The sequence below is a fragment of the Massilia sp. UYP11 genome (genome assembly GCF_050434805.1).
Taxonomy (GTDB): Bacteria; Pseudomonadota; Gammaproteobacteria; order Burkholderiales; family Burkholderiaceae_D; genus Telluria.
This window is the reverse complement of the sequence record NZ_JBNDJE010000009.1, coordinates 16,980-43,510: the sequence shown is the minus strand read 5'-3', so window position 1 is coordinate 43,510 and position 26,531 is coordinate 16,980. Positions and strand designations below refer to the sequence as shown.

The 26,531-nt window shown below is 66.0% G+C and carries 29 protein-coding genes, 1 tRNA gene and 1 pseudogene; 18 read left to right on the top strand and 13 right to left on the bottom strand.

Going from position 1 to position 26,531, the window contains the following annotated elements; genetic code table 11:
• Positions 1-40: 40 nt before the first annotated feature.
• From ABIB38_RS14165 to ABIB38_RS14115, 11 genes are all read right to left on the bottom strand, one after another.
• Entirely contained in the window at positions 41-496 is a 456-nt protein-coding gene (locus ABIB38_RS14165; protein ID WP_429204768.1) for a MaoC family dehydratase, read from the bottom strand.
• Entirely contained in the window at positions 496-1,029 is a 534-nt protein-coding gene (locus ABIB38_RS14160; protein WP_429204766.1) for a MaoC family dehydratase, read from the bottom strand. Before ABIB38_RS14160 ends, ABIB38_RS14165 begins: the two co-directional genes overlap by 1 nt.
• A complete protein-coding gene (locus ABIB38_RS14155; protein WP_429204764.1) occupies positions 1,026-2,225 on the bottom strand; it encodes an acyl-CoA dehydrogenase family protein in 1,200 nt (399 codons plus the stop codon). The genes ABIB38_RS14160 and ABIB38_RS14155 overlap by 4 nt, the downstream gene beginning before the upstream one ends.
• Before the next feature lie 7 nt (positions 2,226-2,232).
• On the bottom strand, positions 2,233-3,423 hold the full coding sequence (locus ABIB38_RS14150) for an acyl-CoA dehydrogenase family protein (RefSeq protein WP_429204762.1): 1,191 nt from the start codon (positions 3,421-3,423) through the stop codon (positions 2,233-2,235).
• 138 nt (positions 3,424-3,561) lie between these two features.
• Complete coding sequence (locus tag ABIB38_RS14145) at positions 3,562-4,230, bottom strand: PEP-CTERM sorting domain-containing protein (protein WP_429204760.1); 669 nt, start codon at positions 4,228-4,230, stop codon at positions 3,562-3,564.
• Positions 4,231-4,585: 355 nt separating this feature from the next.
• Complete coding sequence (locus tag ABIB38_RS14140; RefSeq protein ID WP_429204758.1) at positions 4,586-6,886, bottom strand: carboxy terminal-processing peptidase; 2,301 nt, start codon at positions 6,884-6,886, stop codon at positions 4,586-4,588.
• A gap of 183 nt (positions 6,887-7,069) precedes the next feature.
• Positions 7,070-7,660 carry a hypothetical protein gene (locus ABIB38_RS14135; RefSeq protein ID WP_429204757.1) on the bottom strand — a complete coding sequence of 197 codons (591 nt, stop codon included), beginning with the start codon at positions 7,658-7,660 and terminating at the stop codon, positions 7,070-7,072.
• A gap of 7 nt (positions 7,661-7,667) precedes the next feature.
• Entirely contained in the window at positions 7,668-8,219 is a 552-nt protein-coding gene (locus ABIB38_RS14130; protein WP_429204755.1) for a thymidine kinase, read from the bottom strand.
• Positions 8,220-8,338: 119 nt separating this feature from the next.
• Positions 8,339-8,890, bottom strand: a complete 552-nt coding sequence (locus tag ABIB38_RS14125) for a sugar O-acetyltransferase (protein WP_429204753.1) — start codon at positions 8,888-8,890, stop codon at positions 8,339-8,341.
• Positions 8,891-8,932: 42 nt separating this feature from the next.
• Positions 8,933-11,185 (bottom strand): penicillin acylase family protein, encoded by a 2,253-nt coding sequence (locus ABIB38_RS14120; RefSeq protein ID WP_429204752.1) that lies wholly within the window; start codon positions 11,183-11,185, stop codon positions 8,933-8,935.
• Between the two features lie 23 nt (positions 11,186-11,208).
• Positions 11,209-12,000, bottom strand: coding sequence for a hypothetical protein (locus ABIB38_RS14115; protein WP_429204750.1), 792 nt, complete (start codon positions 11,998-12,000; stop codon positions 11,209-11,211).
• A 206-nt stretch (positions 12,001-12,206) separates the two neighbouring features.
• On the opposite strand from ABIB38_RS14115, the gene ABIB38_RS14110 reads away from it, so the two are divergent.
• The 5 genes from ABIB38_RS14110 (at position 12,207) to ABIB38_RS14090 (ending at position 13,800) form a co-directional block, all read left to right on the top strand.
• A tRNA-Leu gene (locus tag ABIB38_RS14110) sits at positions 12,207-12,293 on the top strand.
• Between the two features lie 370 nt (positions 12,294-12,663).
• Complete coding sequence (locus ABIB38_RS14105) at positions 12,664-12,852, top strand: hypothetical protein (RefSeq protein ID WP_429204748.1); 189 nt, start codon at positions 12,664-12,666, stop codon at positions 12,850-12,852.
• Positions 12,853-12,960: 108 nt separating this feature from the next.
• Positions 12,961-13,338, top strand: a complete 378-nt coding sequence (locus tag ABIB38_RS14100) for a Rap1a/Tai family immunity protein (RefSeq protein ID WP_429204746.1) — start codon at positions 12,961-12,963, stop codon at positions 13,336-13,338.
• A complete protein-coding gene (locus ABIB38_RS14095; protein ID WP_429204744.1) occupies positions 13,335-13,553 on the top strand; it encodes a hypothetical protein in 219 nt (72 codons plus the stop codon). Before ABIB38_RS14100 ends, ABIB38_RS14095 begins: the two co-directional genes overlap by 4 nt.
• Positions 13,549-13,800 carry a hypothetical protein gene (locus ABIB38_RS14090; protein ID WP_429204915.1) on the top strand — a complete coding sequence of 84 codons (252 nt, stop codon included), beginning with the start codon at positions 13,549-13,551 and terminating at the stop codon, positions 13,798-13,800. Before ABIB38_RS14095 ends, ABIB38_RS14090 begins: the two co-directional genes overlap by 5 nt.
• A gap of 34 nt (positions 13,801-13,834) precedes the next feature.
• Here the strand turns inward: ABIB38_RS14090 and ABIB38_RS14085 are convergent, their stop codons facing one another.
• The gene (locus ABIB38_RS14085; RefSeq protein WP_429204742.1) at positions 13,835-14,065 is read right to left on the bottom strand and encodes a hypothetical protein; all 231 of its coding nucleotides are present in this window, start codon (positions 14,063-14,065) and stop codon (positions 13,835-13,837) included.
• A gap of 157 nt (positions 14,066-14,222) precedes the next feature.
• A pseudogene (locus ABIB38_RS14080) lies at positions 14,223-14,727 on the bottom strand (transposase); the annotation flags it as partial.
• Positions 14,728-14,982: 255 nt separating this feature from the next.
• On the opposite strand from ABIB38_RS14080, the gene ABIB38_RS14075 reads away from it, so the two are divergent.
• The 13 genes from ABIB38_RS14075 to ABIB38_RS14015 all read left to right on the top strand — a co-directional run bounded on the left by ABIB38_RS14075 (position 14,983) and on the right by ABIB38_RS14015 (position 26,528).
• Complete coding sequence (locus ABIB38_RS14075) at positions 14,983-16,038, top strand: urease accessory protein UreD (RefSeq protein ID WP_429204740.1); 1,056 nt, start codon at positions 14,983-14,985, stop codon at positions 16,036-16,038.
• Between the two features lie 23 nt (positions 16,039-16,061).
• Entirely contained in the window at positions 16,062-16,364 is a 303-nt protein-coding gene (locus ABIB38_RS14070; protein WP_429204739.1) for an urease subunit gamma, read from the top strand.
• Between the two features lie 10 nt (positions 16,365-16,374).
• The gene (locus ABIB38_RS14065; RefSeq protein ID WP_429204737.1) at positions 16,375-16,698 is read left to right on the top strand and encodes an urease subunit beta; all 324 of its coding nucleotides are present in this window, start codon (positions 16,375-16,377) and stop codon (positions 16,696-16,698) included.
• Position 16,699: 1 nt separating this feature from the next.
• On the top strand, positions 16,700-18,424 hold the full coding sequence (gene ureC / locus ABIB38_RS14060) for an urease subunit alpha (protein ID WP_429204736.1): 1,725 nt from the start codon (positions 16,700-16,702) through the stop codon (positions 18,422-18,424).
• Between the two features lie 23 nt (positions 18,425-18,447).
• On the top strand, positions 18,448-18,990 hold the full coding sequence (gene ureE, locus ABIB38_RS14055) for an urease accessory protein UreE (RefSeq protein WP_429204735.1): 543 nt from the start codon (positions 18,448-18,450) through the stop codon (positions 18,988-18,990).
• Complete coding sequence (locus ABIB38_RS14050; protein ID WP_429204733.1) at positions 18,987-19,685, top strand: urease accessory protein UreF; 699 nt, start codon at positions 18,987-18,989, stop codon at positions 19,683-19,685. Before ureE ends, ABIB38_RS14050 begins: the two co-directional genes overlap by 4 nt.
• A 17-nt stretch (positions 19,686-19,702) precedes the next feature.
• On the top strand, positions 19,703-20,335 hold the full coding sequence (gene ureG, locus ABIB38_RS14045) for an urease accessory protein UreG (RefSeq protein ID WP_429204731.1): 633 nt from the start codon (positions 19,703-19,705) through the stop codon (positions 20,333-20,335).
• Positions 20,332-20,865, top strand: coding sequence for a HupE/UreJ family protein (locus ABIB38_RS14040; protein WP_429204729.1), 534 nt, complete (start codon positions 20,332-20,334; stop codon positions 20,863-20,865). The genes ureG and ABIB38_RS14040 overlap by 4 nt, the downstream gene beginning before the upstream one ends.
• A gap of 411 nt (positions 20,866-21,276) precedes the next feature.
• Complete coding sequence (locus ABIB38_RS14035) at positions 21,277-21,552, top strand: hypothetical protein (RefSeq protein ID WP_429204728.1); 276 nt, start codon at positions 21,277-21,279, stop codon at positions 21,550-21,552.
• Positions 21,553-21,957: 405 nt separating this feature from the next.
• Positions 21,958-22,806 (top strand): universal stress protein, encoded by an 849-nt coding sequence (locus ABIB38_RS14030; RefSeq protein WP_429204726.1) that lies wholly within the window; start codon positions 21,958-21,960, stop codon positions 22,804-22,806.
• A gap of 10 nt (positions 22,807-22,816) precedes the next feature.
• Complete coding sequence (locus ABIB38_RS14025; RefSeq protein ID WP_429204725.1) at positions 22,817-24,631, top strand: PHA/PHB synthase family protein; 1,815 nt, start codon at positions 22,817-22,819, stop codon at positions 24,629-24,631.
• 281 nt (positions 24,632-24,912) lie between these two features.
• Positions 24,913-25,566: an aldehyde dehydrogenase iron-sulfur subunit PaoA gene (paoA, locus tag ABIB38_RS14020; protein ID WP_429204724.1), complete on the top strand. Its 654-nt coding sequence runs from the start codon at positions 24,913-24,915 to the stop codon at positions 25,564-25,566.
• Positions 25,563-26,528: an FAD binding domain-containing protein gene (locus tag ABIB38_RS14015; RefSeq protein ID WP_429204722.1), complete on the top strand. Its 966-nt coding sequence runs from the start codon at positions 25,563-25,565 to the stop codon at positions 26,526-26,528. The genes paoA and ABIB38_RS14015 overlap by 4 nt, the downstream gene beginning before the upstream one ends.
• The last annotated feature ends 3 nt before the right edge of the window (positions 26,529-26,531 follow it).

Below are 26,531 nucleotides of genomic sequence, written 5' to 3'. Positions count from 1 at the left end.
CACGGGGTCTAGTGGCTGCGCCTCGGGTGCTACCGGCGCGTCAGGGGTAGCAGCGGATCAGAAATTCGGCCACGCATACGGGCTTGGTCGCCCCATCGGCTTCGATCGTCACGTCCCAGGTGAATTGCCAGCCGCCGGCAACCGGCTCGGCGCCGTGCAGGGTCCAGCGCCCGCGCACCCGGCTGCCGGCCGGCAGCGGACTCGGGAAGCGCACCCTGTTCAGGCCATAGTTCACGCCCACGCGCATGCCCTCGATCGCCAGCGCGCTGGTCAGCATGGCAGGCAGCAGCGACAGGGTGAGAAAACCGTGCGCCACCGGCTGGCCGAATGGCGACTCGCGCCTGCAGCGCTCGGGGTCGAGGTGAATCCACTGGCGGTCGTCGGTGGCTTCGGCAAAAGTGGCGATGCGGTCTTGCCCGACTTCGAACCAGTCGGAGACGGCGACTTCGCTGCCGATCCGGGCCGGCAGCGCATCGAGTGCGATCGTGACAGCCATCAATTCTCCTTGGCGGGCCGGCGCCCGTAGAGGCCGACGCCGTCGATCGTGCATACCGCGACGCCGTGCTGGTTGGTGGCGGTCCAGGTCGACCAGACGACGCCGCGATCGGGCTTGCTCGCGGACGCCTTGACCTGGCGCGTGAGATAGTGCACGCGCAGGGTGTCGCCGGCGCGCACCGGTTGCAGCCAGCGCACGCCGTCCAGGCCGGGCGAACCCATGCCGTCGGCCGCGCCCAACAGGCCATCGACCACCAGGCGCATCATCATGCTGCAGGTATGCCATCCGCTGGCGATCAGGCCGCCGTAGGGCGACGCTTGCGCCGCCTCGGCGTCGACGTGGAAGGACTGCGGATCGAACGCATGGGCGAAGGCGAGAATCTCGGCTTCGGTGACGGTGCGCTCGCCCAGCGCGATCTCCTGGCCCGGATAAAAGTCTTCGAAATACCAGCGCTTGCCAGCCGGCGCAGCGGGCAGTACGCGCTCGCGCGCGTGGGCCGGCGTGCCTGCTCCTTCGTCTGCTCCTGCCGTCATGCCGCCTCCCGGAAACCTGGCTGCGCGATGAAGCGGTCCAGGTGGTGGCCCATATCGCCCAGCGTCAGCTCGATCATCGACAGGCGCTTGAAGTAGTGCGAGGCCGGCAGTTCGTCGGTCACGCCCATGCCGCCATGCAGCTGGATGGCGCCCTGGCCGATGAAGCGCGCGGCCAGGCCGACGCGGTACTTGGCGGCCGACACCACACGCCGGCGCGTCTCGCGGGCGGCGGCATCGCGGTCGCCATCGCGATCGGCATCGGCGCCACCGGAACGCGCCAGGGCCAGCGCCGCCAGCAAGGCCATCGATCGCGCCTGTTCGAGGTGGATCGCCATGTCGGCCATCCGGTGCTGCAGCGCCTGGAACTTGCCGATCGGCGCGCCGAACTGCTGGCGCGTCTTGAGATACTCGAGCGTCATGTCGAACAGGGCCTCCATTGCCCCCAGCGCCTCCGCGCACACCAGGCCGGCGGCATAATCGAGCGCTGCATCGAGGATGGCGCCGCCCTCTTCCACCCGGCCGATCACGGCGTCGCGCCCGACCACCACGCCGTCGAGCGCCACGTCCGCCGCGCGCAGGCCATCGAGCGTACGGTACGCCGTGACGCGCAGGCCTGCGCTGTCGCGCGGCACCACGAACAGGCTCACGCCATCCATACCCTGCCCTTCGCCTACAGCCCCTGCGCTGCGCGCCGATACGATCAGGGCGTCGGCTTCGGCGCCATGCACCACCACGCGCTTCTCGCCATGCAGGCGGTAGCCGCCATCGACGGCATCGGCCCGGGTGGCGATGTCGAAGGCGTCGTGCCGCGACTGGCGCTCGCCCAGCGCGCAGGCGAGCTTGAATTCGCCGGCGGCGACCCGCTCGAGCAGCGCACCATGCCCCGCCTGTGCGCTCCCCAGGCGCAGGAATTCGGCGCCCAGTACCGTCGCCATATACGGTTCGACCACCAGTCCACGGCCGAGTTCCTGCATCACGGCGAACATGGCGAGGGCGTCGCCGCCGAAGCCGCCGCGTTCCTCGGGCACCGGCAGCGCCGTCAGGCCCAGTTCGGTCATCGTGGCCCAGGCGTCCGGCGAGACGCCCGAGGTCGAATGGACGATCGCGCGCCGCGTCTCGAAGCCGTAGTCGCGGCCGATCCAGCGCCGCACCGCATCGGCCAGCTGCTGCTGTTCCTGGTTCAGTTCGAAATGCATGCCGTCCTCACAGTCCCAGGATCATCTGGGAGATGATGTTGCGTTGGATTTCGTTCGACCCGCCGTAGATCGAGGTCTTGCGGTAGTTGAAGTAATGGCCCGCCAGCGGCGCCGCATCGTCGTCGCCCGCGACGGCGTGCTCGCGCGCGCCGGCCAGGTAGGCCGGATCGAAGGGCAGCGCCTGCGGGCCGGCCGCTTCGACCATCAGCTCCGTCAACTCCTGCTGGATCTCGGTGCCCTTGACCTTCAACATCGACGCCTCGGGACCGGGGGCGGCGTCGCCCCTGGCCAGCACGCGCAGCACCGTCATCTCGAGCGCGATCAATTCGATCTCGAGCGCCGCCACTTTCGCGCCGAACAGGGGGTCGTCGAGCAGCGGCCGTCCGCGCTTCTGTTCGCGCAGCGCCAGGCGCTTGACGAAGGCCAGCTCGCGCTTGGAGCGGCCCACGGAGGCGATGCCGGTGCGCTCGTGGCCGAGCAGGTATTTGGCGTAGGTCCAGCCGCGGTTTTCCTGGCCCACCAGGTTGGCGACCGGCACCTTGACGTCGTCGAAGAAAACTTCGTTGACTTCGTGGTCTTCGTCGAGCGTCGCGATCGGACGCACCGTGATGCCGGGACTGCGCATGTCGATGAGGAGGAAGGAAATGCCCTCTTGCTTGCGCACGCCGGGATCGGTGCGCACCAGGCAGAAGATCATGTCGGCGTGCTGGGCCAGCGTGGTCCAGGTCTTCTGGCCGTTGACGACGTAATGATCGCCATCACGGACCGCGCTCGTCTTGAGCGCGGCCAGGTCCGAGCCGGCGCCCGGTTCGGAATAGCCCTGGCACCACCAGTCCTCGCAGGACAGGATGCGCGGCAGGTAATAGTCCTTCTGCTGCTGGCTGCCGAAGGCCATGATCACGGGCGCCACCATATTGACGCCGAACGGCAGGACTTGCGGCGTGCCGGCCAGCGCGCATTCTTCCTCGAAGATATGGCGCTGTAGCGGCGTCCAGCCGGTGCCGCCGTATTCCACCGGCCAGCCGGGCGCGGCCCAGCCCTGGGCGGCCAGGATGCGGTGCCAGCGAACGTAGTCGTCGCGGGTCAGGCGCAGGTGCTGGCGAACCTTGTGCCGGAGGTCGGGGGGAAGATGGGAAGCGAGAAAGGCGCGGACCTGGTCGCGAAAGACCAGGTCCTCGTCGGAGTAATACAGGTCCACGTCGTCTCCTTGTTGTTGTCGTCATGAATAGCACGATCGTTCACAAGGATTGTACCCGAATCAGCCGCGCCGCCAAGCCTGGGCAGCGCGGATCAGCGCACCTGGCGCGGGCGGGAAGCGCCCGGGCCGGCAAGCCATTTACTGCTTAGCGTTGCGGCGGCGCGAGAACACGCCAGCGCCCATCAGGCCGGCCATCATCAGCGCGATGGTGCCTGGTTCCGGCACCGCATTGACCTGGTTCGGCAGTGCGCCGATCTGGTCCTGGCTTGGCAGGGCGAAGATCGGTTCGGCATCCGCCACCGGGACGGTCACGCTGCCGCCACCGCTGGCGCTGCCCGAGCCTGGCGCGGCCGGGGTGGCGCTGCCGCCACCCACTGCGACGCTGCCACCCACCGCGGCGCCGCCGCCAGTGCTACCGCCGACGGCTGGGGCGCCGCCATTCTGACCAGCCACGATCCTCACGCCATCGCCATCGTTGATGACAGAGACCGAGTTACCATAACGCGCTGCCAGCAGGCCGTTACCGGCGCTCAGCACGTACGAGGCGTCGATACCTTGCTGAACGAAGAGCTGCTGTGCGTCCGCGGACGACAGGCTGGCGCTTGCCATGCCGATCAGGTTGCCGTTGGAGCCGTGCGCGACGCCGCCAACCAGGCTGACGTCGCTGCCGAGCACGCCGGAACCGATCACACTGGTGCCGTTACCGGCGGTCCATCCATTCTGGAAGCCTGTCGTGGAGACGACTTCGGCCTGGGCTGCACCGGCACAGGCCAAAAGGGCAGCAACAACGAGGTGACGTGTTGACATAGAGATAACTCCTGAGTTAAGTAAGGATTATTGTTTTTGCAACTGCAGAGTTATCGTATCACAAACTAAAAATACCTATCTATTAACTATCTGCAAATCGTGCATGCGATCTTATTGTCGAGTGATAGTTTTCTCATGCCAATTCTGTGATCTTTAAAGCAATTTCATTTCCTTTAGATGCTTGCCTAAAGAACATGTACTTTTAACAGACACACGAACGTCCGCCGGTCACCATGATTGCCTTGCCAACAGGTCGGCCAGGTACGGCAAGGCCTGTTTGCTGGAGACCAATAAAAAAGGCCGCACCAGTCACGGTGCGGCCTTCACGCTGCGGCGCGGCGTGTTGTCGGCGTACTTACTTGCTTTCGACCACGGTCATATATGGCATGACGCGTGACGCCATCCGGGTATCGGTCTTCAACATGCCGACCTCATCCGCCAGGATATTCGCGGCTTCCTGCAGCATCACGTCCTTGGCATCCTTGGCCGCCTTCTCTGCTGCCAGTTCGGCCTGGAGATTGCGCTCGTCGGCTTGCAGGCCATCGTCCTGGCGCGGCGTGCCGCGCAGGGCGACCACCGACTTCTCGGGCTTGGTCGGATCCGGCGCCTCGGCGCGTTTCTCGGCGCTGCCCGGACCGCTGGTGGGCTCGTCCGGCGTGGCCGACGTGCCCGCCAGGCGCGCTTCGCGCAATTTCGAGCGGGCATCCTGGGCGTCGCGTTCCTTGCGGCGCACGACCTCGTTGAGCGAGATGACGTTTTCCTTGCGCAGCTTGAGCACCTCGTTGATATCTTCCTGCAGGAACTGGAAGTCCTTGTCCTTGGCGATGCGTTCTTCATGGCGCTTCTGCAGCGGTGCGACGAGCTCCTTCAGGTCGCCCAGCGGCATGTATTGCGCCGGCTTGATCGCCACCCATGGCAGCGCATTGTCGTAGGACGATTCGCCAAAGGTGTCCATATCGGTCAGCACCGGCAGCTTGATGTCCGGCGTGACGCCACGCAACTGAGTGGTGCCGCCATTGATGCGGAAGAACTGGGCAATGGTCATCTTCAGCTCGCCGTAGCGCATCTTCTCGTTCGGCGCAAAGCGGTCGAGGTCGATCAGGGTCTGGACCGTACCCTTGCCGAAGCTCGGCTCGCCGATCACAAGGCCGCGGCCGTAATCCTGGATCGCCGCCGCGAAGATTTCGGACGCCGAGGCCGAACCGCGGTTGATCAGCACGCCCATCGGACCATCCCACGCCAGGCCCGGCTTGGTGTCGCTCTCGACTTCGACCCGGCCTTCGGCCGTGCGCTGCATGACGACCGGGCCCTTGTCGATGAACAGGCCGGTCAGCTCGACCGCCTCGATCAGCGAACCGCCGCCGTTATTGCGCAAATCGATCAGGACGTTGTCGACCTTCTCTTTCTTGAGCTCGGCGAGGATGCGTTCGACGTCGCGGGTCGCGCTGCGGAAATCGCGCTCGCCCTTGCGGCGCGCTTCGAAATCCTGATAGAAGGTCGGCAGCGAAATCACGCCGATGCGGCGCTCGACGCCGTTTTCCTTGACCTTGATGATCGTCTTCTTGGCGGCCTGCTCTTCCATGCTGATCTTGTTGCGCACCATCGACACGGTCACGTGCTTGGCGTCCACGCCGCCGTCGCCCGGGATCACATCCAGGCGCACGGTCGAGCCCTTCTCACCGCGCACCAGCGCCACCACGTCGTCCAGGCGCCAGCCCAGGACGTCGACGAACGGCTTGTCGCCCTGGGCCACGCCGACGATGCGGTCGCCGACCTTCAGCTTGCCGGACTTGTCGGCCGGGCTGCCCGGCACGATTTCGCGGATGATGGTGTAGTCGTCGCGCGTCTGCAGCACGCAGCCGATGCCTTCGAGCGACAGGCGCATCGCGATGTCGAAGTTGTCGGCCGAGCGCGGGCCGAGATAGTTGGTGTGCGGCTCGATCGCGGTCGCATAGGCATTCATGAACATCTGGAACACGTCCTCGTTGTTCAGCTTGCCGATGCGGCTGACATAGTTGTCGTAGCGTTTATCGAGCGTTTCGCGAATCGACTTGTCGTCCTTGCCCGCCAGCTTGAGGCGCAGCCAGTCGTTCTTGACGCGCTTGCGCCACAGGTCGCGGATGTCGTCCTCGCTCTTGGCCCAGGCCGCCTTCTCGCGGTCGAGTTCCATGGTCTCGTCGGCGCCGAAATCGAAATTGGTCTTGAGCAGGCCGCGTGCATAGGCCATGCGCTCGGCAAAGCGCTTCTGGTACAGGTTGTAGATGGCGAACGGCGCGTTCAGGTCTTCGTTGTTGATGGCGTCGTCCATCTGGGTGCGCAGCGCGGCAAACCGATCCAGGTCGGCCTGCACGAAGTACAGCTTCTCGCCGTCGAGCCCATCGAAGTAATTGTCGAAGATCTTGGCCGACATCGCGTCGTCCAGCGGCACCGGGCTGTAGTGATAGCGGCCCAGCACGCGCGAAGCCCACAGCGCGGCCTGGGTCTGGGCGGCGATCGGCTTCATCTCGGGGGATGCCGGCGCGGCCTTCTTGTTGGCATCGAGGGGTTTGGCGGGCGCCGCGGGCGTTGCGATGGCAGCCGATTTCTCGGGCTGCGCGGTCACCACGTGGGCGGACATGGCAAATGCCAGGGCTGCGATGAGCACGTGCTTCTTCATTCTGCGTTTCTCCGAACGGAATTCCTTGCGGATGCGACATGACCATATATCGATAAGCCAGCCATACCGCGCTTTACGGTCCATTCTACAGGATAGAACCCGGCGCCAGAGGCGGCTTGTCCCGCCGAAAACGCCGAAATCGCCGGGAATTAAGTCTGCCGTAAGCCATTTTTTGCGCGGTATTTACGCCTTGATAAGCCCCAGCACCGCATCCTTGCAATACCAGCATGCCGCGACCAGCGCCAGCAGTGGCGCCCAGGGCCAGGACCGGGCCGCCAGCTTCCAGTCGACCGGCGATGGCCAGAATGACAGGAACTGGGGCGCGAGGAAGAACATGATGGCCAGGTCGGCCGGCGCGAAGTCCAGCCCCCCGCGCGTGCGCCACCACGCCACGCCCAGCGGCACCAGCAGCACCAAGAGCGGCGCCAGCGCGGCCGGGGCCGCGTTGTACCAGCGCAGGTTGGCAAAGGTGACCGAGCCGAGTTCCCAGTTGTGGCCGCCGGGTTGGCGTCCTTTTGGCCGCTTGATCCGGCGCGGGACGACGCTCATCCCTACCGGCTCGGCATTGGTCAGCAAGCCCATTGAGAAGTGGGCAAGCTCATGGCACAGGGTGCCAGCGGCGGTGAACACGAAAAAGGCGGGATGTGCGCTGGAGGCGATCCACAGCAGCACGGCCAGCGCGGCCGAGGGGATCAGGTACAGAGCGATGTCGAGCGCGGGCCCGGCCGCGGCGCAGGCGGCGGCGGGGAGCCAGGCGCCGCAACCGAACGACATGGCGGGCTCAGGCCGAGTAGAAGCAGCGCCCGCAGGCCTGACGGTAGCGCTCGTTGCCGCCGATGCTGACCTGCTCGCCCTCGCGGATGCGGCGCCCCTGTTCGTCGACGCGGATATTCATGGTCGCTTTCTTGCCGCAGGTGCAGATATTCTTGATTTCCTCGATATCGTCGGCCAGCGCCAGCAGGTAGGCCGAGCCGGGGAACGGCTCGCCGCGAAAGTCGCTGCGCAGCCCGTAGCAGATGACGGGCACGCCCCGCACCTGGGCCAGCTGGTGCAGCTGACCGACCTGGGCGCTGGTGAGAAACTGGGATTCATCGACCAGCAGGCAAGCCACGCCCGACACTTGCTCAAGGAAATTGGTGTCGGCATCGAACACCTCCGCATGGCGCTGGGCGCCCAGGCGCGAGGTGATCAGGCCGACGCCATAGCGGTTGTCGATCGCCGCCGTGTAGAGCTTGACCTGCTGGCCCTGCTCTTCGTAGTTATGGGCGACCTGCAGCAGGGCAGTCGATTTGCCCGCATTCATCGCCGAGTATCTGAAATAGAGTTTGGCCACTGCCCTGTCCTGCCTTGCTGTCCTTTGATGCGAAGCTGCGATTATAGCAAGCCCGTCGCAAGCCCGAAACAAGCCCGAAGCAGGCGCCGCCAGCCATCCGGCGCCAGACAAGAGCGTGATCAGCCCGAAATCGGCTGCGCCGGATTGCCCGCGACCTGGGCGCCGGCCGCCACATCATGGGTGACGACGCTGCCAGCGCCCACGATGGCGTCGTCGCCGATCGTCACGCCGGGCAGGATGATGGCGCCGCCGCCAATCCAGACGTTGCGTCCGATCGTGACCGGCCGGCCCGATTCGAAGCCGGCGCGGCGCAGGGACGGGTCGCGCGGATGGTCGGCGGTATAGATATGCACGCCCGGGCCGATGCGGCAATCGTCGCCGATCGTGATCGGCGCGACGTCGAGGAACACGCAATCGAAGTTGATGAAGACGCGCGCGCCGAGGGTAATGTGCCAGCCGTAGTCGCAGTGAAACGGCGGACGCACGGTCGCTCCCTGCCCCGCGCGCGCGATCCGTTCGCCCAGCAGCGCCGGCCAGCCGGCCGGTTCGCCCAGTGCCGCGTTGTAGCGCGCCAACCAGGCCGCCGTGGCGTGCTGCTCGGCGCGCAATTCGGGATCGCTCGCATGGTATGGCATGCCAGCCAACATCTTCTGCTTTTCGCTCAGTTCCACGAGGTCCTTTCTGTGGTGGCTGTCATGCTGCCGCGGCAGGCACTACTGGCCCGGATGGTATTTGCGTTCCAGGTTACGCTCGATGTCTTCCTTGTAGAACAGTACGTCCTTGAACTCGCCGCGCGCATACATCGCCGCCTGGTCGTTGAAGTGCGGCGAGCGCGGATCGCCGCTCTGGCCGCCGGCCAGGATGCTCTTGGCCTTGATGCGCGGGCCGAACTCCACCGCCGCGACGAAGCTGTTGCCGCGATCGCCGTAAATGCGCTTGGTCTTCTGCTTGGCCGACATGCCGAACGAGGCCAGCGAACCCCAGTTGGCCGAGGCGAACGCCACCGGGATACTCGGCTTGCCGTCGTCGTATTGCTGGTCGACGTCACCGCTGAGGCGCTGGAAGCGGTTGATTTCGCCCCACGGCGTGCGCCAGTCGCCGAAGTCGGCCTGCAGCCTGTTCGAGGCGCGCACCAGCGCATCGAGACGATCGGCCGGGCTCAGGCGAGCAGCGATGTAGTCGACCGCCGGGATGCTGTCGGCACGCGCACGCGCCCCATGCTCCGCCACCATCTCTTGCCCCCAATAGATCGCGAGCGAGGTCGGCACCGAATCGATCGCGTAACGCAGGTTCCAGTCGCGCAGCACGGCGATTTGTTCCGCCAGACCGGCCTTGCGCGCATCGCTTTCGGGCAGCGCCGCATGATCGGCCACCACGGCCGGCACCACCGGCTCGAACGCGGCCAGGCGCGTGTCGTACGACGCCGCGATCAGCCCGTCGATAGTGAGCGCCTTCGCGTCCTTGAACACACGGTCGGCATTGCGGCCACGGGCATTCTCGGGCAACGACCACATATAGGCCGGGTAGCTGGCGCATTTCGGGCTGCTGCCGGCACCGGCCGCATTACACGGCCAGTTGTTGGTGTTGGAGATGTAGCCACTCGCTGGGTTCAGCAGGGTGATCGTTTCCTTGATCTCGTGCAAGCCCTGCCACTCGGTGGCCGGATTGCTGCCGTCGACCGGCCGGGTCCAGTCAAAGCGCGGATCGCGCTTCGGAATGAAATTGCCGTGGAAGTAGGCAATATTGCCCTGCCCGTCGGCGTACACCGTATTGTTCGAGGAATTGGTGCGCAGCTCCATGGCCTTGTAGAACGCGTTGTAGTCGCGCGCCTTGGTGCGCGTATAGGACTGGGTCAGCGCATTGAGCGGATCGTCCATCATCTTGACCGACACCCATTTATCGCCCTCCTGGCGCACGACCGGGCCGTGGTGGGTGAAATAGGCGGTGACGCTGCGGCTGGCCATGCCGCCGTTCGGCGTCTTGTATGGCACGTTGATCTGGGCAACCCGCATCCGGCCTTCGTGCTTGCCGTATTTGTAGAAGAACTCGCCATCGCGCTCGACCACGGTCTCGAGGTATTCGTCGATCACGTCGCCGCCGCCCGAGGTGTGCATCCAGCCCAGCTTGTCGTTGAAACCCTGATAGATGAAGAACTGGCCCCAGGTCACGGCGCCGTAGGCATTGAGTCCCTCGTCGCTGATCATATGCACCTCGGGACGGAAATAGAACGAGGTATGCGGGTTGATCATCAGGAGCGCATGGCCGTTGGCCGAGCGCCTGGGGGCGATGGCGAAGCCGTTCGAGCCGCGCGGCTCGGGGTCGAAACCCTTGTCGAGGCCGCCGCCGGCGAGCACCGGCCGCTTGCCATAGAAGCGTTCCAGTTCCTTGAGGTCGATCGACTCGATGTCGCCGCCGATGCTGCCTTCACTGAACGTCAGGGCCATCCACGGCTCGAAGCGGGTCAGGAGCTTCGGCTTGACCTCGGGGTGGGTATGCAGGTAGTAGTTCAGGCCATCGGAGAAGGCATTCATCAGGTTCTTCAGCCACACCGGGCTGGCGGCGTACTTGGCCTGCATGTCGGCCGGCTGGATGTACAGCTTCATGCGCAGGTCGCGCCAGATTTCCTTTTCGCCCTCGACCTCGGCCAGGCGCCCCATCGCATTGATGTAATTGAGCTCGATGCGATTGAAATCATCCTCGGCCTGGGCGTACAGCATGCCGAACACGGTATCGGCGTCGGTGCCGCCATGGATGTGCGGAATGCCCCATTTGTCGCGCATGATCGTCACGCGGTGCGCGCTCGCCTTCCAGCGCGCGACCTCGGCGGCACTGAAGGGTTGCGCGGCGGGCGCGACCGGCGCGGCGCCGGCAGGCGCCTTGCTCTGCGCAACGGCGAGCCCTGGGGCGGCCGCAGCGGCCAGGAGAGCGCCGAGCAGGGCCGGCGTGAACGAACGTGGCATGCGCATCGATGGTCTTCCTTCAGGTCGTGTCAGTCGTCGGCCAGGCCGGCATTGGCCAGGCGCTGCTTGAGCCGCTGGTTGTCGGTCAGCAGCGTGGCCAGGCGGTCTTTCAGGCTCGCCACTTCCTTGCGCAGGGCCGCGAGCTCGTCTTCCGGATCGAGCTCGGCCTTTTCCTTTTTCGGACGGCTGGCCATCTTTTGCTCGCGCACCTGGCGCGCGGCCTGCTGCAACTCCTTGCGGCCGCCGGCGACGGCGGCGATCTGCTGCTCTTGCGGCAGCTGCGCCACGTTGGCGGCGGCGTTGATCGAGATGGCGCCGGTACGGACAGCCTCGCGCAGCTGCGGGGTGGCGGCCTTCTGGATGCGCTCGATCTGGCTGATGGTATTGCTCGACACCCGCGCCGCGCGCGCGACGTCCTCGCGCGTGTTCCAGGGCGGCGTGGCAGGGTCGGCCGGGGCGTTGTCGTCGCCCTCCTCCGCCGGCGGATGCTCGGCCATGCGCGCGGCGACGATTTCCTTCTTGCGCAGCGCGAACACGCCGCGCTGGAAGTCCGACACGCTGCGGCGCGCCAGGTGGTTGTCGATCATCCACAGCATCACGTCTTCGAGCGAGGCGAAGTTGTTGTTGTGAACGGTGCGGAACGGAATGCCGTGCTTGGTGCAGATCTCGTAGCGGTTATGGCCGTCGATCAGCGTGTCGCGCCAGAGCACCAGCGCGTCGCGGCAGCCCTCGGTCTGCAGGCTGCGCTCGAGCGCGGCGTATTCGATGTCGGTGAGCGGGTCGACGAAGGACCGCAGCTCGTCGTTGATCTTGATGTCCAATTCTTGTCCTTGCTAGTCTTGCCTGGGGCGGCGTCATGGATGACGCCGTTTGGCATGCTACACCATCCGGCGAGGGTTCCAAAGATGCAAGAGACCGTTTGGGGAGGGATGGGCGGGCAATCATGCCGCAATACGGGGGCTGATCGGGGGATAAAGTTGCCGAACTGCTCCGACTTGAGCACGCCTGTGCTAGAATCGCGGGCGTTGCCCGGATGGTGAAACTGGTAGACACCGCAGACTTAAAATCTGCTGCCAGCAATGGCGTGCCGGTTCGATTCCGGCTCCGGGCACCAGTGTTTACAAGGCTCTCACTGAGAGGCTTGCTCCGATTGTAGTTCCGCAAAATCGAAGTGGTTTCGCAAAAACCTTGGTTGCGAAACGGTTATAGCGAATCGAAAACCACACTTACTTGTCCTTGGCGCGCTGGAAGGTACAGGGGCGCCCCTCGACTTTGTCACGAGCAACGCGGCGACCATCGTTAGGTCGCCCTCGCACGGACCGTGCCGTCAAGTATTCCCGCTCATCACGCTTTTGGCCGAGCCGACGAAGCTGCTCCGCTTGGCTATGCATTTTTACAGTATGCCAGTGCGCTTGCTTGACCTGGGTCGCTGCCGGCGCCGATCGGTCCACTACGCTACCCTGATGTGCGCCCGAACCGACCTCATGGCCGCCAGCCACGTCGACGTTACCCTCACCCTGCTGCCGTTGATCGGGCTGGCAAATGCGGAGCAGATGCTTATCGGCGCCGGCGTGCCACGCACCGTTCTCAACCGCGTGCTAACGCACCCAGCGGAGCGCCGCCCAATGATTGAACCCGAGGTCAAGATTAACGCCCTACCGGCGTCCGGCTGAGGCAGACTCGACAAAGCGGCTCCTGCGCGCTCGCTTTATTGTTGACGCCAACCAATTCACCCACGCAGCGCATCGGCCACGATGGCCTTTCCAACTTGGGAGGACACGATGGCTCGACAACAGCGGATGACGACATGCGCGGTGGCTCTACTGGCGGCTCTGCTGCCGGTCGAGTTGCTTGCCGCACCCTACACCCCAACCTTAACCGGCGAGAAGTTCGTTCGGGACGTTTTGGCCGCGCCTGACAACGGCGCTGCTTCGATGCGTCGTGAGCGCGCGATGGGCTACATGGATGGCGTCATGGATGGCACGGTCGGTTTGCTCTGGTGCCCGGCTGGCCAGCACGTTGGGCATGAGCTCAGCTACCTGGCCGCTGAGCAAATGAAGTCGCTGCCGGCGGACCAGTTGAAGAAAGGCGCCGCGCCGTTGGTCGTGGCTGCCTTGGCCAAGATCTACCCGTGCCCGGTCAAAGGGAGGACGTCATGAGGCCGCCACTGCTCAGCGTGATGATGCACTATCCCCGTCGCACAACGCGTGAACACCTGTATGCCGATATTGGCTGGAATGACCTCATCGACAACAAGGCCTACAACGACACCTGCGCGATCCGCATGAGCTATGGCCTGCTCATGGCCGGGGTGAGTTTGCCCGGCGCGCGCATGAAGGCGAAGGCCGGCGCCCCTCAAGGGCAAATACATTGAGCCGGGCCAGGCCAAGCTGTCGAACATACTGCGGCAGCAGTGGGGCACTCCCGAGGTCTATCAAGGTGAGCAGGCGGCGCGCAATGGAATCGGCTCGCGTACAGGCGTGGTGTCGTTCTTCCGCATTGGCGGAGGCCACGGCGGACACATCGACCTGGTCGTGCACAAGCCCGGCGGAACTTTCCAGGATTGCGCTCGAGTCTGCTTTTGGGACTCGGATACGATCTGGTTCTGGCCTCTAACGTGACTCCACCGGCCGGCATCGCCTGGCGATGGGCACCCTAGTTCGACCTGGCCTGCACGGTCTTCACGTGGCGAGCCGCGCACTCAGCATACTGGCGCAGCAGCTCGAAGGCCCAGGCCTGCCAGACGTCGTAGTCGGCGGCGACCGGGTGCTCGGTCACCGGGCACCGCGCCGCCCGCGCGCTATCGAGCGGCGGCCTGGTTGGCGGCGTCGATGGTGGCGTCGAGGTCGCACACCCGGACAGGATCAGGGCATCAATCAGCGACAAGGAGCTTCGCGCTGCGCAGCTCCTTGGTGAGCGCCGTCATGCCCGGCGCCAGGGTGGATTGGATGGTGGCCGACTCGCTCGCGGCGGTGCGGATCGCCGCAGCGTCGGCCTGGACATCGGCGAGTGAAAGCGACAGGGCCATATCTGACACCTTTTCCACTTGTAGCTCGGCGACCCGACGGTCAAAGTCGCGTGCCATGACACCTTCGCCCAGCAGCTCGAAACAGCACATCCTGGTTTCGACAAGGCTACGCCGGTGGTTGCCGCTCCACCTCTTCCATATTGCCCGCCCCACCCTTTTTGTTGTCCGCAGGATATCGTTACGTGCATCGGCACCGCAGCGGTTCGCCCTCCAGGGCTTAGCGTTCTTGCGGATCGCGATAATGGCATGCGCGGCGCGCAAGGCGATGGCCACCTGTAGCGTCTTTTGCCGCCGGCTTGCCGTGCTGTAGCCCGGCGCCGGCCAGTCGAGCCCAGCCAGGCGCAGCAGGCTTGCGCCATGCCATGGCCTGGCGTAGTGGTAAATTGAAGAGGCACTTGATGCTCAGGCAGAACTCGATCGACTCGTCGCTGAACGTCTGGCTGCGCCCGCGTTTGCTGCTTGGCTGGCCGTGCCACTTCATCGGGTCCAGCCAGATGAGCAGCGAGCCGCGTGACCTCAACGCTTCGTTGTACGTCTTCCAGTTGGTCGTGCGGTACTTCTGCGGAGCTGGTTACGTCCGTTCGGGCTACCAGACCTGCGGATATTACGCTGCCCCAGCCTGATTTGCGCAACAAAGCCTCGCAGAGGGAGAAACACCGGAAACAGGTCGGCTATCTTCATGATGCGTCGACAAGGTGCGCCAGGATGCCCAGCACCTTGCGACGCACGAAAATAGTGTGTAGATGACACGAGGCGCACCAGAACTGACCGTTCGATGCATTTCCACATCATTTCGCCCGGCCCAAGTGCACTGCTCGGTGCCGACGCCGGGACCTTGCACTACGAAGAGACGCACCTGTTACTGGAAGGGGCCCTCGAAAAACCGTCACAAGCGGCGGGGCTGCGCGGCCCGACCGCAACGCAACGCAACGCGCATCAGGTTGTCGACATGCCCGAAAGTGGCACGGAAAATGCTACCTACCATCTCATGCGAGATGAACAGACTCACCACAGTGCCTCCGCCACCGGGTGGCTGGCCAGCCTGGAACTGGAAATCGCCTTCAAAGGCGGCGCCAGCGTCCTGGCTCGCAACCGCCATCACGGACCGCTACGCGTGCAGAAGCCGCTTTATCCGGAAGGCATCCAGACCGCTCACGCGATCGTGGTGCATCCTCCAGCGGGCATCCGCGCCGGCGACCGGCTCCAGATCGACACCAGGGTCGGCCCGGCGGCGCACGCCTTCCTGACTTCTCCAGGTGCGGCCAAGTGGTATCGCGGCGACGACGGCGAAGCGACCCAGTCGGTACAGCTATCGGCCGGCGACGGCGCGGCGCTCGAATGGATGCCGCAAGAGACCATCTACTTCAACGGCGCCCGGGCGGCGCAGCGCCACATCGTGCAGCTTGGCCTTGGCGCCCGCTATATCGGCTGCGACGTGATGTGCTTCGGCCGGCAGGCCAGCGGCGAGCGCTTCGAACGTGGCCAGCTGCGCCTGCATTCGGAGATCTGGTGCGGCAGCCAGCTGCTGTGGTACGAGCAGGCACGCCTGCGCGCCGGTTCGGAAGCACTCAATGGTGAGTTCGGGCTCGATGGCCAGACCGTCTGCGCCACCCTGACGGCAGTCGGGCCGGCGCTCCCCGCTCTACTCCTGGCGCAGATCCGCGCACTTGACCCTGCGCTCGGGGCCAGCCAGCTCAAATCCGTTTTCATGGCGCGCCTGCTATGCAGCGACAGCGAACGCGCGCGGCGGGTGATGACGCGCGCTTGGCAGCTGCTGCGCCCGCACCTGATTGGCCGCCCGGCGCTCGATCCCCGCATCTGGGCCACCTGACCTCACCCTTGCACAGTACCGACATGGACCTGAGACCAAGAGAAAAAGACAAGCTGTTGATCTTCACCGCCGCCCTGCTGGCGGAGCGGCGCCGCGCACGCGGGCTGAAGCTGAATTATCCGGAATCGGTGGCACTGATCTCGGCAGCCATCATGGAAGGCGCGCGCGATGGCCGCAGCGTCGCCGAGCTGATGTACGAAGGCACACAGATCCTCGCGCGCAGCGACGTGATGGAGGGCGTGCCGGAGATGATCCCCGACATCCAGGTCGAAGCCACGTTTCCGGACGGGACCAAGCTCGTCACCGTCCACCACCCGATCGTTTGAGGTTGAGTCCATGATTCCTGGTCAAACCATCCTGCGCGAGGACGACATTGTCCTCAACGCCGGTCGCCCTGCGCTCACGCTGCGTGTGGCCAACAGTGGCGACCGCCCGGTGCAGGTCGGCTCGCATTTCCATTTCGCCGAGGTCAATCCGGCGCTGCGCTTCGATCGCGCCGCCGCGCTCGGCATGCGCCTGAACATTGCCGCCGGCACGGCAGTGCGCTTCGAGCCCGGCCAGCACCGCACGGTCGAGCTCATCGCACTGGCAGGGGCGCGCGAAGTCTACGGCTTCAATGGCCAGGTGATGGGCGCCTTGCCCCCACTGGCGGAGAACTGAGATGGCCACCATCAAGCGCCAGGCCTACGCCGAGATGTACGGTCCCACCGTGGGCGACCGCATCCGCCTGGCCGATACAGAGCTGTTCATCGAGATCGAACACGACTACGCCGCAGCCCACTACGGCGAGGAAGTCAAATTCGGCGGCGGCAAGGTCATTCGCGACGGCATGGGTCAGTCGCAACGGCTGCATGCGGACGTCATGGACACCGTCATCACGAATGCGGTCATCGTCGACCACTGGGGCATCGTCAAGGCCGATATCGGACTGAAGGACGGACGCATCGCGGCCATCGGCAAGGCCGGCAATCCCGACATCCAGCCCGGCGTGACGATGACCATCGGCGCGGCGACCGAAATCATTGCAGGAGAAGGCCATATCGTCACCGCGGGGGGCGTCGATACCCACATCCACTTCATCTGCCCGCAGCAGATCGAAGAAGCGCTCACGAGTGGCGTCACCACCATGATCGGCGGCGGCACCGGGCCGGCGGTGGGCACGGCGGCGACGACCTGCACACCCGGTCCCTGGCATATCCATTCCATGCTGATGGCGGCCGATGCCTTTCCGATGAACCTGGGTTTCATGGGCAAGGGAAACGTCAGCCTGCCGGGCCCCCTCGAAGAACAGATCAGGGCCGGCGCAGTGGGCCTGAAGCTGCATGAAGACTGGGGCAGCACGCCGCAGGCCATCGACAACTGCCTGGCCGTTGCGGAGCGCTTCGACGTGCAGGTTGCGCTGCACTCCGATACGCTCAACGAGGCCGGCTTCCTGCAAAGCACGCTCGGCGCGTTCAAGGGCCGCACTATCCATACCTTCCACACCGAAGGCGCGGGCGGCGGGCATGCGCCGGACATCATCGCGGCCGTCGGCGAGGCCAACGTGTTGCCCTCGTCAACCAACCCGACCCGCCCGTACACGGTCAACACGCTCGACGAGCACCTGGACATGCTGATGGTCTGCCACCACCTCGACGCGTCCATCGCGGAGGACGTGGCATTTGCGGAGTCGCGCATCCGCCGCGAAACCATCGCCGCCGAAGACATCCTGCACGACCTGGGCGCCATCTCGATGATGTCCTCCGACTCCCAGGCACTGGGCCGCGTCGGCGAAGTCATCCTGCGCACCTGGCAAAGCGCGCACAAAATGAAAGTACAACGCGGCCACCTGGCGGACCCCAACGCGCCGAACGCGCCGGCGGCCACCCACGACAACTTCCGCGTCCGGCGCTACATCGCGAAATACACGATCAATCCGGCCATCACCCACGGCGTAGCGCACGTAGTGGGCTCGATCGAGGTCGGCAAGCTGGCCGACCTGGTGCTGTGGAAGCCGGCGTTCTTCGGGGCCAAGCCGTCGATGATCCTGAAGGCCGGCATGATCGCGATGGCGCAGATGGGCGACCCGAATGCGTCCATTCCGACGCCGCAGCCGGTGCACTACCGGCCGATGTTCGGGGCATTCGGCGGCGGACTGAAAAAGTCCGTGACCTTCGTCTCGCAGGCGGCGTTCGACGACGGCATCGCGCAGCGCCTGCAGCTGACGAAGACGGTGTTGCCGATCCGCGGCACGCGCGGCCTGGCCAAGGCCGACATGATCCACAACAGCGCCACCCCCGTCATGCAGGTGGACCCCGAAACCTACGAGGTGCGCGCCGACGGCCAGCTCCTCACCTGCGAACCGGCCACCGAGCTGCCGCTGGCGCAGCGCTACTTTCTGTTTTGAGGCGTATTTTGGAGGACTATCCGATGCTGACCCTGCATACCCGCCTCGAGCGGGCCGACCATGCCACCGCGCATGTCACTGCGCATGTCACTGATGAAGCAGTGCTGGCCTACGACCAGCGCGAGCGCTGCCGCTTGCGTCTCTCGCTCGCGTCGGGCGCAGCGGCGGCGCTGTTCCTGCCGCGCGGCTCGGTGCTGCGCGACGGCGACCTGCTCACCGGACCGGAAGGCGCGGTGGTGCGCGTCCGCGCGGCGATGGAAGCAACCTACCGCGTCAGCGCACACGATCCACAAGCGCTGGTGCGCTGCGCGTTCCACCTCGGCAACCGCCACGGCCAGGTGCAGATCGGCGTCGACCACCTGCGCATCCGCGCCGATCCGGTGCTGCGCGACATGCTGGCCGGCCTGGGCGCCACCGTAACAGAAGAGCATGCGGCGTTCCATCCGGAGCCCGGGGCGTATGGCGGTGGCCACGGCCACGCCCATGGCCACGAATCGCGCCACCTGCTTGCCCCTGTTCCGCTGCGCCAGAAAATCCACCGCCCGGGCGACGCGGAGAGCGCGTGAACGGGACGGCCCTGCTGCACCTGCTGCAATTGGCCAGCCCGTCGCTGCCAATCGGCGCGTACAGCTATTCGCAAGGCCTCGAAACGGCCATCGAACGCGGCAGCGTGCGGTGTCCGGACAGCGCGGCGCGCTATCTGGCGCGCCAGCTGGGCGATGTGCTGGCGCCATGGGACGGCGCCGTGTTCTGGCGCCTGCTGGCCGCCTGCAGGATTGGCAATAGCAGCGGCAATGGCGCTGAGGACAGCGCCGGGGGCAGCGAAGCATTCTGGCAATGGAACGCGCGTTACCTGGCCTCGCGCGAAAGCGCGGAGCTGCGTGCGGAAACGGTGCAGATGGGCTACTCGCTGACCCGGCTGCTCATGGAACTGAATCTGGTTCCATCCGGCCCGATGCGCGACACCTGCCTGCCCGCCGCGCTGGCGCAAGCCGTGCATGCGCTGGGGGTGCCGCATGAGGAAGCGTTGCTGGCGATGCTGTTCTCGTGGACCGAGAACCAGGTGCTGGTGTGCGTGAAATCGATCCCGCTCGGCCAGGTGGCCGGGCAACGCCTGCTGCTGGGGCTGAGGCCGGCGATCGAGCAGGCGGCCGCGCAGGCGCGCTCGCTGCCTGACGACGAATTATCGAGCTGGGCGCCGGGATTGGCCCAGCTGTCCATGTACCACGAAATCCAGAGCGGCCGGCTGTACCGGTCGTGATCATGAAAGGAGCAAGCATGCAATCGAATCCCCTGCGCGTGGGAATCGGCGGCCCGGTCGGATCGGGCAAGACGGCGCTGTGCGAGCAGCTCTGCAGGGCGATGCGCGACCGGCACGACATGGCCGTCATCACCAACGATATCTACACCCGCGAAGACATGGAGATCCTGCTGCGCGCCGGGGCACTGCCGCCGGAGCGCCTGATGGGGGTCGAGACCGGGGGCTGCCCCCACACAGCCATCCGCGAAGACGCCTCGATCAACCTCGAAGCCATCGCACGGCTGCAGGCGGACTTTCCCGGCCTTGAACTCATCCTGGTGGAGTCGGGCGGGGACAACCTGGCGGCCACCTTCAGCCCTGAACTGTCGGATCTCACCCTGTACGTCATCGACGTGGCCGGCGGAGAAAAGATTCCGCGCAAGGGCGGGCCGGGCATCACGCGTTCGGACTTGCTGATTATCAACAAGACCGACCTTGCCCCGCATGTGGGCGCCAATCTCGACATCATGGCCGCCGACGCGCGCCGCCAGCGCGGCGACCGGCCCTTTGTGTTTACCAATCTGCGCACAGGCGCCGGCGTGGACGACATTGTCGCCTTCATCCGCGAACAGGGTCTGCTGGACGCCGTCAACGAGGAGCACGCAGCATGAAACGCTTGAGCAACCTGAGCATCCTGGCCATTCTGATCTCCGCCGGCAGCGCCTGGGCACACCCGGGTCACGCCAGCGGGGGCTTTGCCGCCGGCCTCGTCCACCCTCTGCTCGGGCTGGACCACTGGCTGGCCATGCTTGGGCTGGGGCTGTGGAGCTGCGCCGCCGCCATCCCCCGCAAGGCGCTGGCAACGGTCTGCGCCGCCATGGCGGTGGGTGCGTTCGCGCCCCTGGCGCTGCCCGCAGTGGAGCCGCTGCTCGCGGCGAGCGTGCTGGTGGCGGGCCTGATGGGCCTTGGCGCCACGCGGCTGCCGGCAGTCCTTGGCCTGGTCCTCGCAGGCGCGTTCAGCCTGGTGCATGGCCATGCGCACGGACAGGAAACGGCCGGCCTCGCCGCAGCGGCCGGCGCACTCTGCATGAGCATGGGCCTGATGGCCATCGGCTGGCTGGCCGGACGCAATGCACGCCTGCAGAAAGTGGCGCCGGCACTGGTCACGCTCGCCGGCGCCGGCATGCTGGGCTTCGCCTGACGGATCGGGACTGTTGAAACGACCGGGCTGGCCGCCCCCAACGAGCACCATGTCGAGCGCGGATGATCTGGTCACGAGAGTTCGCATGCTCGAGGACCTGATTTCGTTGGGTATTCCAGTCTTGCCCGCGCAGGCGCGCGAACCCTGGCGGCGGCCAGCTGTTCGCGCGCGGCGACGTCAGCGCGGTGCACTACGTCGAGTCGCTGGCCGCTGGCGGCCCAGCCTGCGCAGCCGGCGGAGCCGGGGAGCGCCGTGACCGGCAGGCCGGCACTGCTGGCCGCCAGCGTGGGGTATGGCGTTTCACAACACCCGAGTAGCCGAAAGCGACCGAACGGTGCCATTGCCCGTTCAAAATCTTGCATAGTTACAAGTTCCGTATTACGCTGACCAAGTTAACTTCTGGTGAGCATCATGGGATTTTTTTCGGCATCAAAATCGGTGTTGTCCGCCATCGCAGGCGCGCTGATCACGACCCATTCCTGGCAGTACAACGCATCCCGAGGCCAGCGCACCTGCACCTGCTGCGGGCGGCAAGAGGAAATGGTTCTCGATCTGGTCAGCACGAACTGGGAAATGCTCGCGCCGGGCGACCCGGCCGCACACGCCGTTAGGACAGTTCCTGCCGAACCGTCCCCTTGCACCGAGCCAGACCTTGCCGCAGCACGCACCCCAGGCATCTCCACCTGAGCACACGACATAAAAAAAGGCCGCTGCCGCACGAAGCAGGCAACGACCGAGTCCTCGGCAGGGCCGAGATGGAGACACAAGAGAACCGACCACATCGCCGGTAATGACATAAGTATGCGGCCATTCCGCGCGGTCACAAGGCCTGAAAGAGGTAATCGGCACCGCGTCCTTGCGTCAGAGCAGTCGTACGCATACAGGACAATTTTTACTCGCGTTCAGTCTCCCTTCTTTCTTAGTTTTTGATTCACATCAACCACATTCCTGACACGCACCCCGCGTGGGAATAAAGTGGACTTCAAGTAATCCAAGCACATAGGTCAGATGCCGTCCACGGTCCTGCTCCAGCGGCGGATACCGGCACGTCCATCCGCCCGAGTGCGCATTGCGCGAAAGAAAGGAACGAGCATGTACAAGACCATCGTGGTTCACGTCGACGGCAGTCCCGAGCAAGAGGCGCGCCTGCGCGCCGGCGCCATGCTGGCCAATGCCTTCGACGCCCACCTCGTCGGCAGCGCCGCCACCGGCATCTCCTGGTTCGAATATTCGCTGCTGGTCGGCTCGATGGGCGCGCCGATGATGCCCGAATCCGATTTCAACGGGGTGCGCGAGGCGGTCGAGGCGCGGCTCGAAGAATTCAGCACCGCGGTCCAGCGCCTCGGCGTCAACAGTTTCGAAACGCGCATGCTCGAGGACGACGCCCGCTACGCCCTGCTGCTCGAATCGCGCTACGCCGACCTCGTGATCGTCAGCCGCGACGCCGAACCGATCGTGGTGCCGGGCATCCCGATGCAGGCGCGCGGCTTGCCCGAATACGTCGCGCTGCACGGCGCGCGTCCCGTGCTGGTGGTGCCGCCCGGCTGGAAAGAACGCCCCCTGCCCGGCACCGCCGTCGTCGGCTGGGATGGCAGCATGCAGGCGATCCGCGCCATCAGCGCCGCCCTGCCCCTGCTGCGGCAGGCCGATGCCGCCAAGCTCGCGCTCGTCAATCCCGGCGCCATGGCCGAGATGCATGGGGAAGAACCGGGCGCGGACATGGCGCTGCACCTGGCGCGCCACGGGGTCAAGGTCGATGTCGTCATCGAGACCACGCGCAGCAGCACCGGCGAGGCGCTCCTGAAGCTGGCGCGCGAACACGATGCCGGGCTGCTGGTCACGGGCGCCTTCGGCCACAGCCGCTACCGCGAGTTCGTCCTCGGCGGCGTCACCCGTGCGCTGCTGGCGGGCAGCACCACGCCGCTCCTGATCGCGCACTGAACGCCGCAGCATGTCGCCAGCCTCCGCCATGGCGCCCGATACCCGCCCCACCCCCCGCCCCGATGCCGCCGACAGCACGCGCCGGCTCGAAGGCAGTGCCTGGCTCGGCGGCACCCACCGCCATGCGCGGATCGCCGGCGGCGGGCAAGTCCATGCCGACCTGGTGCTGTGGGCCTGGCTCGGGCGCATCACCGGCAACCTGTCGCCGGCCGCGCTCGGCCTGGCCTGGTTCGACTGGGCCAGCCACCTCCTGATGTCGCCCGACAAGCAGCATGAGCTGGCCACCGACGCCGTCCTCGGCTGGCAGCGCTGGCTGCAATACCTTGCCACGCCGGCCGGCCATGCGGTCGACCCGGTACGGCCACTGGCCCAGGACAAGCGTTTCGTCGATCCGGCCTGGAGCACCGCGCCCTGGCGCCAGCTCAGCCAGGGCTTCCTGATGAGCCAGCAATGGTGGCACCGCGCTACCTCCACCGTGCGCGGCGTCGCGCCGCACCATGCCGACGTCGTCACCTTCGTCGCGCGCCAGCTGCTCGACTGCGTGGCGCCGTCGAACTTCGTCACCACCAATCCGGTCGTGCAGCGCACCGTGCTGGCCAGCGGCGGAATGAACCTGGTCAATGGCGCCATGCGCGCCTGGCGCGACGTGCAAGGCCTGCTCGCGGGCAAGCCGCGCGTGGTCAAGCACCGGCCGGGGCGTGACGTCGCCGTCACGCCGGGCAAGGTGGTGATGCAGAACCGGCTCATCGAGCTGCTGCGCTACGATCCGGCCGGCACCGCCGTGCACGAAGTGCCGCTCCTGATCGTGCCGGCCTGGATCATGAAGTTCTACATCCTCGACCTGTCGCCGCACAACTCCCTGGTGCGCTACCTGGTCGAGCACGGACACACCGTCTACATGGTGTCCTGGAAGAACCCGCAAGCCGATGACCGCGACCTCACCATGGACGATTACCGCCAGTTGGGCATCACCGCCGCGCTCGACGCCATCGTGGCCCAGACTGGCGCCAGCCAGATCAATGCAGCGGGCTATTGTCTGGGCGGCACCCTGCTCGCGATCGCCGCCGCCGCCATGGCGCGCGACCATGACCGGCGCCTGGCCAGCATCTCGCTGCTGGCGGCCCAGGTCGACTTTACCGAGCCCGGCGAGCTGTCGCTGTTCATCGACGACAGCCAGGTCAGCTTCCTGGAGGCCGCCATGTGGCAGCAGGGCTACCTCGACACGCGCCAGATGGCCGGCGCCTTCCAGCTGCTGCGCTCCAACGACCTCATCTGGTCGCGGCGCCTGCGCCACTACCTGCTCGACCTGCCCGAGCAAGAGAGCGACCTGATGTCCTGGAATGCCGACGCCACCCGCATGCCCTACCGCATGCACACCGAATACCTGCACCGCCTGTTCCTGCGCAACAGCCTGGCCAGCTCGCGTTACCTGGCCGGCGGACGGCCCGTCTCGCTGAGCGACATCGACGTGCCCATCTGCGCGGTCGGCACGCTCACCGACCACGTCGCGCCATGGCGCTCGGTGTACAAGATCATCCCGCTGACCGACACCGAGGTCACCTTCATTCTCACCAGCGGCGGCCACAATGCCGGCGTGGTTTCTCCGCCGGGCAGCCCCAACCGCAGCTACCAGGTTGCCGTGCACCGCCATGACGACCCGTACGTCGATCCCGACCGCTGGCTGGCGCGCGTGCCCCAGCTCGAGGGCAGCTGGTGGCCCACCTGGGAGCAATGGCTTGCCCGCCATGCCGGCAAGCATGTACCCCCGCCGGCGCCGCTGCCAGACATGGCGCCCGCGCCGGGCGAATACGTCCTTCAGCAATAGCCTGGTTCCTCCTTACGCCTCACCGCACCGGCCCGCGCCGCAGGTCGGCGCGCATGGCGCCCGCGTCGCCGTCGCCGTCGCCGTCGCCGCCAGCCTGCGTACGCTGGCGGCTGATGCCCGCAGCCCACAGATACTTCAAGTTTCAAGGGAACGCGGCCTTCCCGACAGCTGACTTAGAATCAATTCGACAATTCCGCAAGCCCTTCCACACCTGTCGGCGCCGACGTCTTTACGCCAAGAACGGGCGTGGGCAACGTACTCAAGAGAAGGAAGCCACAAGCATGGACCAATTCAGCGACGTCAAGCTCACCCGACGCGACCTGTTGATCGCCGGCGCCCTGTCGGTATCGACCGCGGCCGTACCAGGCGCGCACGCCCAGCAGGCCGCACCAGCGGCTGCCGCGACCACCACTCCCGAGCCAGTCACCACCGGCGTTACCTTCACCGTCAACGGCAAGCAGGTGACGCTGCAGCTGGACACCCGCACCAGCCTGCTCGACGCGCTGCGCGAGCACCTGCATCTGACCGGCTCCAAGAAGGGATGCGACCAGGGCCAGTGCGGCGCCTGCACCGTCATCATGGACGGCCGCCGCATCAATTCCTGCCTGTCGCTGGCGGTCATGCACGAAGGCGCCGAAATCACCACCATCGAGGGCCTCGGCACGCCAGAGAAGCTCCATCCGATGCAGGCCGCCTTCATCAAGCACGACGGCTACCAGTGCGGCTACTGTACCCCCGGGCAGATCCGTGCCAGCGTGTCGGTGATCGAGGAAATCCGCCAGGGCATTCCGAGCCACGTGACCGCGGACCTGAATGCGAAGCCCCTGCTCTCCGTGGAAGAGATCCGCGAACGCATGAGCGGCAATATCTGCCGCTGCGGCGCCTACTCGAACATCATCGACGCAATCACCGAAGTGGGAGGGGTCAAGGCATGAAGGCATTCACCTACCAGCGCGCCACCTCGCCGGGTCAAGCCGCCGAGCTCGTCGCGCGCACCCCGAACGCCCGCTTCATCGCCGGCGGCACCAACCTGCTCGACCTCATGAAGCTCGAGATCGAGACCCCGACCACCCTGGTCGACGTCAACGGCCTGGGCTTCGACCAGATCGAACCCACAGCGGACGGCGGCCTGCGCGTGGGTGCGCTGGTGCGCAACACCGACCTGGCGGCCGATGCGCGCGTGCGCAAGGATTACGCCGTGCTGTCGCGCGCCCTGCTGGCGGGCGCCTCGACCCAGTTGCGCAACAAGGCGACCACCTCCGGCAACCTGCTGCAGCGCACCCGCTGCCCCTATTTCTACGATACGGCGCAGCGCTGCAACAAGCGCCAGCCGGGCAGCGGCTGCGCCGCCATCGGCGGCTACACCCGCCACCACGCCGTGGTCGGCGCCAGCGACGCCTGCATCGCCGTCCACCCGAGCGACATGGCCATCGCCATGCGCCTGCTCGACGCCGAGGTCGAGACCGTGAAGGCCGACGGCAGCATGCGCAGCATCCCGATCGCCGACTTCCACCGCCTGCCGGGCAACACGCCGCATATCGAGACCGTGCTCGAGCCGGGCGAATTGATCACTTCCGTCAAACTGCCCAAGCCGCTGGGCGGCGTGCACGCCTACCGCAAGGTGCGCGACCGCGCCTCCTACGCTTTTGCCCTGGTGTCGGTCGCCACCGTGATCCTGCCCGACGGCAGCGGACGCGTGGCGGTCGGCGGCGTGGCCCACAAGCCATGGCGGGTCGAAGAGGCCGAGCGCCAGATGGCGCAAGGCGCCAAGGCGGTGTCCGACCGCCTGATGGCCGGCGCCCGCACCACCGACGACAATGCCTTCAAGGTGGCCCTGGTGCACCGTACCCTGGCCGACGCACTGGCCACCTCTGTTTCAGCAGCGAAGAAAGGCTGATCC